This window comes from Cytobacillus sp. Bac17 (assembly GCF_024519925.1).
In the GTDB taxonomy this organism is placed as follows: domain Bacteria; phylum Bacillota; class Bacilli; order Bacillales; family Cytobacillaceae; genus Cytobacillus; species Cytobacillus pseudoceanisediminis.
This window is the reverse complement of sequence record NZ_JALJRC010000019.1, coordinates 1-11,851: the sequence shown is the minus strand read 5'-3', so window position 1 is coordinate 11,851 and position 11,851 is coordinate 1. Positions and strand designations below refer to the sequence as shown.

At 40.7% G+C, this 11,851-nt stretch carries 10 protein-coding genes; 4 read left to right on the top strand and 6 right to left on the bottom strand.

Translation table 11 applies throughout. From position 1 onward, the window contains the following. The first annotated feature begins 84 nt into the window (after nucleotides 1-84). Nucleotides 85-549: an Hsp20 family protein gene (locus NR125_RS19435; RefSeq protein ID WP_009332699.1), complete on the top strand. Its 465-nt coding sequence runs from the start codon at nucleotides 85-87 to the stop codon at nucleotides 547-549. 99 nt (nucleotides 550-648) lie between these two features. Here the strand turns inward: NR125_RS19435 and NR125_RS19430 are convergent, their stop codons facing one another. The 3 genes from NR125_RS19430 to NR125_RS19420 all read right to left on the bottom strand — a co-directional run bounded on the left by NR125_RS19430 (nucleotide 649) and on the right by NR125_RS19420 (nucleotide 4,707). After that, entirely contained in the window at nucleotides 649-3,057 is a 2,409-nt protein-coding gene (locus NR125_RS19430) for an ABC transporter permease subunit (protein ID WP_034296475.1), read from the bottom strand. Beyond that, nucleotides 3,050-3,913 (bottom strand): ABC transporter permease subunit, encoded by an 864-nt coding sequence (locus NR125_RS19425; RefSeq protein WP_009332701.1) that lies wholly within the window; start codon nucleotides 3,911-3,913, stop codon nucleotides 3,050-3,052. Before NR125_RS19425 ends, NR125_RS19430 begins: the two co-directional genes overlap by 8 nt. Before the next feature lie 236 nt (nucleotides 3,914-4,149). Next, complete coding sequence (locus NR125_RS19420) at nucleotides 4,150-4,707, bottom strand: YppG family protein (RefSeq protein ID WP_236887913.1); 558 nt, start codon at nucleotides 4,705-4,707, stop codon at nucleotides 4,150-4,152. 334 nt (nucleotides 4,708-5,041) lie between these two features. Here NR125_RS19420 and NR125_RS19415 point away from each other — a divergent pair, with 334 nt between their 5' ends. Continuing rightward, nucleotides 5,042-5,257: a YppF family protein gene (locus NR125_RS19415; RefSeq protein WP_009332703.1), complete on the top strand. Its 216-nt coding sequence runs from the start codon at nucleotides 5,042-5,044 to the stop codon at nucleotides 5,255-5,257. Between the two features lie 21 nt (nucleotides 5,258-5,278). On the opposite strand, the gene NR125_RS19410 is transcribed toward NR125_RS19415, so the two are convergent. The 3 genes from NR125_RS19410 to NR125_RS19400 all read right to left on the bottom strand — a co-directional run bounded on the left by NR125_RS19410 (nucleotide 5,279) and on the right by NR125_RS19400 (nucleotide 7,827). After that, nucleotides 5,279-5,662, bottom strand: a complete 384-nt coding sequence (locus NR125_RS19410; protein WP_009332704.1) for a YppE family protein — start codon at nucleotides 5,660-5,662, stop codon at nucleotides 5,279-5,281. A 335-nt stretch (nucleotides 5,663-5,997) separates the two neighbouring features. Continuing rightward, nucleotides 5,998-6,261: a hypothetical protein gene (locus tag NR125_RS19405; RefSeq protein WP_009332705.1), complete on the bottom strand. Its 264-nt coding sequence runs from the start codon at nucleotides 6,259-6,261 to the stop codon at nucleotides 5,998-6,000. Between the two features lie 573 nt (nucleotides 6,262-6,834). Next, a complete protein-coding gene (locus tag NR125_RS19400; protein WP_009332706.1) occupies nucleotides 6,835-7,827 on the bottom strand; it encodes a DUF2515 domain-containing protein in 993 nt (330 codons plus the stop codon). 197 nt (nucleotides 7,828-8,024) lie between these two features. On the opposite strand from NR125_RS19400, the gene recU reads away from it, so the two are divergent. Together recU and NR125_RS19390 are read left to right on the top strand one after the other, a co-directional pair. Further along, nucleotides 8,025-8,636, top strand: a complete 612-nt coding sequence (gene recU / locus NR125_RS19395) for a Holliday junction resolvase RecU (protein WP_009332707.1) — start codon at nucleotides 8,025-8,027, stop codon at nucleotides 8,634-8,636. A 42-nt stretch (nucleotides 8,637-8,678) separates the two neighbouring features. Further along, nucleotides 8,679-11,393: a penicillin-binding protein 1A gene (locus NR125_RS19390; RefSeq protein WP_256815929.1), complete on the top strand. Its 2,715-nt coding sequence runs from the start codon at nucleotides 8,679-8,681 to the stop codon at nucleotides 11,391-11,393. Nucleotides 11,394-11,851: the final 458 nt, after the last annotated feature.

The following is an 11,851-nucleotide window of genomic DNA, read 5'->3' as shown; positions in this document are numbered from 1 at the left end:
CTTATTTGCTCAACAGGAACATCCACCCAATTGGCAGCATAGGATATGTTGAAAAATCCTGTTTGAGAGGGGATGGATGTATATATGGAGGATCCAAAGAAAAAAGACCGAAATGAGCCTTTTGGTGATTTAATGAAATCGATGAATCAGCTTTTTCATGAAAAACCCGTTAGAGGATTTCTGCAGACCATGGATGATTTCTTTAAGAATCCCTTCCCAAATTCTTCTTCCTTTCATGTCGATGTTGCGGAAACCGAAAAAGAACATATCATTAGTGCAGAACTTCCAGGAATAAATAGAGAGCAAATACAAATTGACATCCTGGACAATTATATAACTATTTCTGTCAAGTCCTCTGAGATGGTGACAGAAGAGGATGAGAAAAATAAAATCTTCAGAAGACAGCAAAGCATGCAGCGTTCCAGCCGGACCGTTCCGCTTCCCCAGCCAGTTAATGAAAAGAAAGTAAAGGCAGTTTACCAAAACGGCCTTCTGCAAATCACGGTGCCAAAGCAGCAGGGAAAAAGAATCGTAATCGATGAAAGCTGATCCTGCCTGCAAGCCAGGTAAAATTAATTCACTAATGCGGCCTGGTTAAACAAAAACAAGCAGGCTCAATGACTGCTTGTTTTTGTTTAAATGAACTAATTAGCTGTCTAGTTTAGATGTATCAATCCAATTATTGAAATAACCGGTCGGAACACTGAAGTAATCTTTTGTGAAGGATATAAACTCCTTTGTATCGACCTCTTTATAACGGAAATTTTGATAATAATCTGACAGGAACTGCATCCCCACGGCTTTAGGGGATTCTCCTTTTAGGGTATATTTTTCCTGAATCATCTGTAAAATCTCCAGAGAAGGCTGCCCATAGATATAGCCTGAATGCTTTACCTCATTAACCGGCACATTTGAATATTGCCTTCCAAGTCCAGCTTCTTCAATGGCCTCCATTCGAAAATGGGAAATGCCAAATGCCTGTCTTTCAGCCTGGTTTTGACCTGCATAGAAATACATAGAGGTGGCAAATTCAGTAATTCCTTCATCAATCCACGCATTATTGTAGGGGTCATTGGCCACTACTCCATAAAAATACTGATGCGCAATTTCATGAACAATAGATATATCATAAAATCTCTTATCATCAATATAAGGGTTAATGGTTACAATACCGGGATATTCCATAAATTGTCCATCATCTAAAACGATGTCAAGCTGCTCATGCGGGTAGTCTCCAATATGATCCTGATAGAATGTTAATGCATTTTTGGCCAGTGTCAATGAAGCTACAGGGTCTTTGTCATGATTGCTTCTTGAAAACAATCTGACCTTCACGCCGTCTTTCGCTTCCGTTTCATGAACTTCCATATCCTTCATGACAGCAATGAAGAAATCCCTGACCTTTTTGGCTTTAATATGCCCTTCATTCTTCCCTTCTGCAGGGTCTTTGTCTGCTGTGGAAGCCAGAGAATACCCTTTCGGAAGCTTATAGGAAACGTTGAAATCAGAGAAGCCTGTATGAAATGTTTCCAGTCCTTCCATATACGGCTCTTTATTCCATTTGCCTTTTTGATAAACTGCAGCCATAGGGTACCATTGAGCAAGATAATAGTTTGTGTCTACTTTTGAAAAGCGGCTGCCTTTGTCAGGGACTGTAAATCCATATTCGATCTTTACATTATGTCTTCTTTTATCTTTCATTTCAGGTTTTAACTTTATAGTTAACGTATCACCCTTTAGCATAAATGACGCTTTTTGCCCGTTCACTGTTACCTTCCCGATATCTGCCTCAGATGTTCCCTCGACTGAATCAAATGTATGTCCCTCTGCAAAAACGTTTGGAATGAAATAAAATACAAGGTCTTCCCATTCTTTATTTGATTGGTTTTTCACTTGGATATTAGCATTGGCAGTGAAATAACCTTCGCCATTCATTTTCAGATCAATGTTGTAATCCGAGTGGCTGCCGCTTTTAACGCCAATATTGGCATCTTTTGCTGCCATTACATAAATTCCAGCACCAGCAAAAGCAATGACTAGTGAAGAAAAGGCTGCTTTTGGGGCAGAAAATGACCAAAATCTCTTTTTTCGGCCATATTGTTTTCTGGAAGGCTGAATTAATGGTTCATGCCCTGTCCTAATCCACGGTGTACGCTGATAATTTGACTGAAATCGATTCTTCAATCCATTTGCCAGAAGGCTGAAGGATACTGTTGTATATAAAAGGACCGCAAGTGGCGCAACTAATATATGAGTGTTTCCATAGATATTCAACCTCGCCTGCCCAACCAGCCCTGCGAGCTCTTTTGTGGCTGATAGGTATATGATGGGGTCAAATCTCATAATGGTTCCGCCGACAAAAATATTTAAAAGCGCCAGCTGGCCCATAAGAGCAATCACATACACAATTTCAAGTATAAACATAACAAGGAAAGTTTCCTTTAACTGAGGAAATAGATGCTTCCAAATCAAACGGTGTTTTCCAGCACCCAGTGCTTTGGCCGCTTCGATATAAACGGACTTATATAATTCAGCGGTTTTAAGTCTTACAGATGATACGATGCTAGGAATGCTGATGATCGACGCAATAACTATAAAGTAGACTATTAATACATTTTGTTTAAGGCTGCTGTTGAAGCTTATTGGCGCCAGGAAAAAATACAGGATCAGAAACAGCGGAACATAGCTCCAGGCATTTTCAAAAGCAATCAGCCAGCCTGGTGTCCGTTTCAATGTGCCAGCATACAAACCGATGATTGTTCCGAAAGCCATTTTAATCATCGTAACAGCAGCTGCAATAAAAACAGTGTATCTTAATCCATATAAAATCATGGACAAAAGGTCGTAGCCCCATTTGTCTGTCCCCAGCGGATAGGAGGGTGATTCAAAGGGCTCTAATGGCGGGGCCAAAACCTTCCCGTTTGTATATTGTGTTTCCAGTGCTGCAGTCAATGAATGCGGTGCAAGATAAGGCCCAAATATACTGAAAAAAAGCAAGCCTGCAACCATAAGAATTCCGATAATCAAGGAGTAATTTATTTTTAGCAGCTTATTCATAGATAAAACCCCGTTTAAACAGATAGAATATGAGCCTGTTAGAAATATAGACAATTAGAGAAATCAAAAGCATGGCAAACAAGCCAATTGCGATCGGCTGGACCTCATTGCTCTGAAAAATAAATTTAGTTATGCCGGAGACATTCATAATATGTTCAATAATGAAGAGATTGCCAATCGCCAGGGAAATCACTTTGATTAGCTCAGATTTAATAAATGGCTCCAAATTTTTAAATACATGCTGAAAATTTATGTAATTCAAGCTCATTCCTTTAGCAACTGCAGTCTTTATATAGTCCTCCCCGCTTGTTTGATAATATTTTACCGAAACAAGCTTAAATAGATATAGAGTTGGAGCTAAGCTTGCGAGCACTGTTGGAAACCAGGTGTTAAGGGCTCCTCCATCCGGCCTTAGTGAGATCACTCTGATCCCCGTCATTTTATATATTTTAACGGCGAGAATCATAGACATTACAATGATGATAAAGTCGGGTATGGACGCAAGGATATTCAAGAATGCACCAAAAAGCTTAGTTAGTTTGAAACGGCTGATAAATACCCCGAAAATAAGACTTATAACTAAGGAAGCATTCACAGCAATCAATACAATTAGCAGACTGGTAGTAAAGTTATCAGCAATATCCTCGGCTATAGGACGAGTTTGCCGGCCGAGCTGATAGGTACCCAGGCTGCCCCCGCTTACTTCTTTAATAAAATCTCCATAAATCTGCGGTAGACTTTCAAAGCTCCAATCAAGACTCCCGTTTGATGGATCAACAGAAATAATTTTTGGCAATGCCGCAAGAAGCAAAATTAATATAAATATGATAAATATTTGCTGAAGAGCACGAACCATACAAATCCCCCTTTATGACCATGAGCCATTTTTCTATCTTTTCACTTTTATCTAAATTTTGTCAATCATGCGTTAAATTCTCCTGGATAATAATTCCTATACAATGGGAGTCGCAAAAAATAGACCAGCTATTTTATTTTCAAATATATTTAATTTTTTTTCAAGTCTGATTTTTATATATAATTCCATGCCATTAAAATAAGAGATAAAAAAAAGGCCTATTCGGCCATGATCAGTTAAGCTTTAAATATTCCGCCAATCCCTTTTACCATCGATGACACTTGCGTTACAGCTGACATCATCTGACCTGCGGTATCCACCATTTTATTGAGATCAAGCGAACCATCCTGGGCTTTAAAGGAATTCATAATGCTTTGCACTCCAGATGGCTGTTTAGGAATGAATGATTGTTTAGGATACGGATTCATATACGGCATCTGCTGCGCAGCGGACTTGCTTGCCTGAGTTCCGTAATAATCTTCAGATTCTAATGGGTTTTGAAAAACACCAGCATTTTTCGAACCGGTCTTTGCGTAGTATCCTTGGTCATAGTTATGCTGCGGATAGGGATTTGGTGAATAATTTTGCTGCTGCAATCCTGCCATCTGAGGCGGCTGATGATACTCCATATTATAAGGCAAATAATAAGGGTTATACTGTCCAGCAGAATTATTATAATTCTGCATTGGCTGCTGCCTCATATAAAATTGGCCATTCGGCCCCATATAAAATGGATCCATGTATATACTTTGATTTAAATGGCCGTACGGCTGCAGATGGCTCGCTCTATTCATTACTCGGCCAAACATGGGCAAACATCCTCCCCATTCAAAAAATATAAGTATATTAGCAATAATTCCAGGCAAAAGCCTTCTAATTATCACCAATATAATATATGAAAGTTTTGCCCAGAATGTGAAGGATCAATTAACATTAAAAATGGAAGCGGTTTCCGTTTTTGTCTAACTATGAAGAATCATGTCGGAAGTTTGATTTTTTTAAAAACGATGAAAAATAAATTTTCATGATAGGATATAAAAAACAAAACAGTTTCTTGTCCCCTTTTTCATTTACCGGGCTGCGGGGAAGAAATTTCTCCGCGAATCAATATTCTGAGGAGGCAATATCATGAATGTTCACGAACTAAAAATGAAGTTTCATCAGCTGCGGGAGTATACTCCTGAAAATGTTAATGAATTATTGGATTTTGCTAAAAAGGCCTATATCCATAATGAAATTTCCAGTACAGATTATCGAAATCTCGTTCGTGAGCTTGAAGCTCAAGGAGCGGCCGTTCCGGAAAGCTACAAAGATAACACCCTCCAGGATTCAGTAAATGCATAAGAAATATTTAAAAAAGGGACCCTATTTCAGGTTCCCTTTTTTTTCTTCACCTACTAATTTTATCAATTGCTTTAGGACATACACGGCCGAATTAACATAATTAATGAACCTGGTTTTGCTTGTTTCAGGGAAAAATGCCTGAATGGAGACCAGTTCAATATGTTCAGCAGCAGATTCAATCTGCTGAGGATAAAGATTTCGGGGTTTATGAATGCCAATCCACACCAGGGCTTCTTCTTTCCATCTTTCATTTATGGATTTAACATCATCGGCAAAAGGTTTGACTTCATTATAAAAATCACCCTTTTCACCTGATTCCTTAACCTTTTTAAACCTGCTGTCTGAGATTTCTACACATTCAAGCAGCTGTTCTGTCATTTGCAGCAGGGAATTTTCATCAACCATTCAGCATCAACTCCAATTAGAATAGCGGAAGGCGCCCGCTTAATAAAGGCACTCAGACTAAAAACGCCACGTCCTGTGGCAACGTCTGCATGACCCACATCCTCCCAAAAGCTATCGCTTTCGGTCGTGCGATGTTTATGCTGACGAAGCCTTCCATGTCCTGTGGGCCTCATACATAAGACTCTTTAACCTTTTGGACGGATTGGCTTAGACCCGAGAGCCGATGGCGCCAGGAGCTAGACAGTTATCTAACTTCAGATCTTATACGCTTTATAAAAAAAATAAAAGTAGCTAGTCAACATTAGCTACTGAAGGATACTGCTATTCTATGCCACTTAGAAGCCAAGTTCAAGCTTCATTGCTGCTGACCTTTTTGCATCTTCTATATTGTCTGCCTCAGACCTGATTACCGTCATGCCCTCTTCAATCGCTTCCAGCCTGCTTTCGCAAACCTCCAGTTTTTCTGACTGTTCATAATACCAATCCTGGCGAAGTCCAGACAAATTAGACTCCAGGACATTTTCAAGCTCTTCCAGCTGATCATATATTTCTGTAAGCATGGCCAGCAATTCATCTTTTTCTACCATTTTTCCCTGCATACAAAAAACCTCCCGATTTCTTTTTCTCCTTGCTTCCTGCAATAAATACGACGAAGGATACAGTGAAAATTTTGCTGTGTGCCTACATAATTCTATTTCGTTTGTAGGTTTCCTCCATGCATGACAAAACTAGAAGTGATTCGTCAAAGAAAGTACTTATTTGCATGGCAGCAACATGGTTTCGACAGCCCCCGGAAGAATGAAAACAGCGTCATTGAACAAACTAATTAACGGAGGTGTAATGTAATGGCAAAAAAAGAAAAACAAAATAAAGCACAGCCGAAAAAGCTGGAAGAAACAAAAACAGGCTATGGCAATAAGAAGCTTGAAGGCCCTGACCGCCCTTCAACTTAAAAGAACAAAGGCGGAAGCGCCTTGATCAGCCCCGACAGGCATAAGACGAATCACGCAGGAAATCCTGATTTCTGGAGTGATTTGGCTTATGACCCGAGGGGCTAGGCGCTGGAGCTGGATGCAGATATTTTTTCATCAAAGTTATCCACATTGATATATTTTATAATTTCATAGACATTGTAAAAAGCAAGGGATTCCTTGCTTTTTTTCACTTTTCCGCTAACAAAGCAAGCGAAATAATTTCCCCAGCTTTGCAGCAGTATGAAGCTGTTTCTGCTTATGCAAATACCATTTGGTAATATGGACAGGGTGCTTTAAGACAACCGATTCAGATGCCCATTTACTTTTAATGCGTTTTTTTTCGGACCAATCATTAAATTGATGAATGTGATGGGTGATTATCGGGTATGTACAGCGTAAGAAAGGGGTGGTTCTCCGTTGTCTTCCCTTAAAGTATTTCTCATAATCATGCCTTGAACCAGTATGAATTGTGCCTGAAGCAAATTCATACACGTCCCCATAATAGCTGGTGTCAAATAAGATTTCTGCCAGCCGTTTTCCAAGATCAATTCTTTTCGACACCGAGCGGAAACCATTGACACTTGCCCCGTATAATTCCCCTTTACAAGTAGGGAAGATTACAGAACTGAAATGAAGATAGTCCTGAAAGGAAAAAAGCAATGTATGAAAAACTTTATTCTTATAAATTTCATGTTCCATTACAGGTTCTTGGATAACATTTTGTTCATTGATAATCAGTGAAATCATTAACCTCTTTTTATTTCTATTTTTCCAGAAAGAAAGCCACTCCTGTTCCATAAATGCCGATACACGAAAAATTTTTAATAAATGAAACATTGGCCTATTTATTTTCGTCGAATAATGATAGAGGAGCAATTGCGGAAATGCATCCTGAAAAATCAGCCAATTGGCCCTTTCATATGTAATATAAAGCATGTCCCGCAATTTCTTTCCTATCAATTTAGGAAAACAGCTTCCTTCAAGATCACACATATTCCAGCCGGCATTTCGAGACACCATGGAGGCAAGAAACGCCCAGCGTATCTCAGGATGCTTTTTATAAAATCTGAAATATGCTTCCGTTCTTGAAATATTGTCCAGATTATATTTTGCAGTCATCTTCATAATATGATCCATTATTGCCTGTTCCTTTTTCTCATGGCTATTCAAGAATTTCCCAGGAAGAAACATCGCATTTCACCTCAGAAAATGAATGGTCTGTATTTGGCCAGCAGGCAGACACTCCAAATGACTCTGTAAAACGAATAAAACTGGAAAGTAACGCTCAAATGGAGTTTCCTATATACTTTGTTATTTAGAACTTTTTATTCAACCAAATCATGCTTACTTTTGTTATTATAGGGAGTAGTTTAAAACGAGGTGAATGCATGAATTTCCATTATCCTAATGGCAGGAGATATACTCCTTCTCCCAATAGCGCCAAAAAATTAACACCAGAGAAGAAATGGACCTACAGCAATCGTGGAATGACACTGGAGGAAGATATAAACGAAACGAATGAATTCTATCTGGAACATGGAATAGCCACTATTCATAAAAAACCAACGCCTGTTCAAATCGTCCAGGTTGATTATCCAAAGAGAAGTGCGGCCGTTATTAAAGAAGCATATTTCAAACAAGCATCAACAACAGATTATAATGGTGTGTATAAAGGGAGATATATTGATTTTGAAGCAAAAGAAACTCAGAACACGACCTCCTTCCCTCTCAAGAATTTTCATGAACACCAGGTGAAGCACATGGAGAAGGTATTAGCCCAGCAAGGGATTTGTTTTGTTCTTCTCCGCTTTTCTGCTACCGAAGAAGTTTTCCTTTTAGAGGCACATTATTTGCTCTCATACTGGGAGAGAATGAAGGCTGGGGGAAGAAAATCAATTACCAAGGGGGAAATCGAAATGCATGGCCACCACATTCCGCTTGGATTTCAGCCCAGAATTGACTATATTAAGATAATAGATTATCTTTATACCCTTAAATAAGTTTTTTTACAGTTCCATTGTCAAGAAAGGATGAACATAGATATGACTGAAAAATATCAATCAAGAGAGGAGCGCCGCAAACAGCAATCCAAGCCTAAAAAGAAGGGCAGAAAAAAAGGCACAGGCACTTTTAAACGTATCTTCCTAATTTTAATTGCCCTCGGGATTGCTGGAATGCTTATAGGAGCAGGCGCTTTTGCTTTTATGGTGAAAGACGCACCAAAGCTTGATGAAAAATTGCTGAAGGATCCAATTTCTTCACAGATTTACGATATGGAGGGCGAATTCATTACTGATGTAGGCTCCGAAAACCGTGATTATGTCGCTTATGAAGACATACCAAAACTAGTGGAAGACGCGTTTTTGGCAACTGAGGATGTTCGCTTTTACAAACATAATGGCATGGACTTAATTCGATTAGGCGGTGCAGTAATAGCCAACGTAACTCGCGGATTTGGTTCTGAAGGGGCAAGTACGATTACCCAGCAGGTGGTAAAGAACTCCTTCTTAAATAATGAAAAAACACTAAGCAGGAAAGCCCAGGAAGCCTGGCTCGCATTCCAGCTTGAGCGCAAGTATACAAAGCAGGAAATCTTTGAGATGTATGTGAACAAGATTTACATGTCAGAAGGGCATGGAGTTTTAACGGCATCGAAAATCTTCTTTGATAAAGAACTAGATGAGCTGGAGCTGCATGAAGCGGCCCTCTTAGCCGGCATGCCGCAAAGCCCGAACAATTATAATCCTTTCGATCATCCTGACAAGGCAGAAAAAAGAAGAAATATTGTCCTTTCACTGATGAATCAGCATGGTTTCATTACAAAAGAACAAATGGAAGCAGCCCAAAAAGTTCCTGTGGAATCTACACTTGTGGCTGAAGAGAAAAGAGAAACAAACGAATCAAAATATGATTCTTTCATCGATGTTGTCTTGGATGAAGTAGAAAAGAAATACCCGGATCTTAACCCATATTCTGATGGATTAAAAATTTATACGACCCTGGATCCAAATGCACAGAAACACGTAGAAAACATCTTAAACACTGATGCAGCGGTAGCGTATCCAGATGACGAATTCCAGGCAGGAATCACTCTGCTGGATACAAAAACTGGTGAAATAAGAGCAATTGGCGGCGGTCGCAACCAGGAAGTAAAACGCGGGTTTAACTATGCTGTAGATCAAAAAAGACATGCTGGTTCAACTTTTAAACCGATTGTCGATTATGGCCCAGCAATCGAGTATCTAAAATGGGGAACCTACCAGACTATTGTTGATGAACCCCACACATATTCCGGCGGAACAAAAATTAATAACTGGGACGGAAAACATATGGGCCCTATGTCCATGCGTGAAGCCCTCGCCCGTTCACGTAATATCCCGGCCCTGAAAACACTTCAGGAAGTAGGAACTGATAAGGCTTTAGAATTCACCAATAAATTAGGCATCCCAATGGAAGAAATGTATGAGTCATATTCTATCGGCGCATATGAGGTTTCCTCTCTGCAGGTAGCCGGCGCATACAGTGCTTTTGGGAATAATGGCTTTTACACTGAGCCTCATGCCATCAAGCAAATTGAAATGCGTGACGGCACGAAGCTTGACTTGAAACCAGAGTCTGAAGTAGTGATGAAAGATTATACAGCATTTATGATTAGTGACATGCTGAAAAGTGTAGTTAAATCTTCATATGGAACTGGCCGACAGGCAGATGTTCAAGGATTGCCTGTAGCAGGAAAAACAGGAACTACAAACTACACTGATGAACAGGAACAGGAATGGGGAATTCCTAGTGGTGCTGTGCCTGATGCATGGTTTGCAGGTTATACGACGAACTATACAGCAGCTATATGGACCGGCTATCAGGATAGAAAAAACTATATCCCTGCAGGCGATGAGCAAAAAATTGCGCAAAGACTTTTCAGCAGTCTAATGGCACATGTTTCAGAAGGAAAAGAAACAGAAGACTTCAAGGTCCCTAACTCCGTGGAGGAGGTTGCCATTGAAAAAGGAAGCAACCCTGCCAAACGGGCAAGCCAATTTACACCTAAGGACCAAATCATTTATGAATATGCTGTAAAAGGCAATGCTCCGACACAAGTGTCTGAGAAGTTTGATAAACTCGACTCCCCTTCTGGCCTGTCAGCGAACTTTGACCAGGAGACAAATGAAATTGCATTATCATGGGAATACCCAGACGCAGAAGGCACTCAATTTGAAGTGACGGTATCCGTAAATGAAGGCGGAGATCAGCAGCTTAGCGTCACTTCTGAAAAAGGCTTAAAAATTGCCAACCCTCAGCCAGGAGCTGTTTATACCTTTAAAGTAACAGCATTTAAAGGTGATCAGCAAAGTGATCCTGCCTCTGTAAAAGTAGAAATCCCTGATCCAGGCGTCATCGAAGAAGATGAAACTGAAGGTGAAGGACAAGATGGAACTGGCGAAGAGGAACAGGAAGGTCAAGAAGGACAAAATGGTGAAGACGGCCAGGACGGAAACCAAGATGGCGACGGTTCTGGAAATGGTGAAGGTGAAGGTTCCGGGGATGGCTCCGGAAACGGTGAAGGAGCCGGAAACGGTGAAGGTAATGGTGAAGGTTCCGGAGATGGCAATACCGGTACCGGAGAAGGAAATGGAGCGGGTACTGGAGGTACTGGAGGTACTGGAGGTACTGGAGGTACTGGAGGTACTGGAGGTACTGGAGGTACTGGCAGCGGCACTCCAGGCGCGAGCGGTTCAGGAAATGGATCTGGCACATAACTAAATAGAAATGAAGAGCTGGCTCAGGGTTGAGTCAGCTCTTCTTTTATCTTTGTCCTGCTGAGGTTTTATGGAATGGGAGTTACTGGTACAATTGAGTCCGGATAATTCGTGAGTGTAGGCAGCTTCCTCCTTTGGCGCTCGGATTCTTTGAAGTTGTGTGCGATTCTGTTGGGTTCGCGCGGATCCCGGTCTTTTACGCGCGCATTTCTTCCGTTTGTGCGCGCTTTCCCTCCTTTCGCGCGTGGCTTAATGGGGTTTATGCGCGGACCTTTGGTTCGCGCGGGTCCCAGTTTTTTTTACGCGTCATTTCTTCCGTTTGTGCGCGCTTTCACTCCTTTTGCGCGCGGCTTAATGGAATTTATGCGCGGACCCTTTGGGTTTGCGCGGGTTCCGGTCTTTTACGCGCGCATTTCTTCCGTTTGTGCGCGCTTTCTCTCCTTTTGCGCACGGCTTAA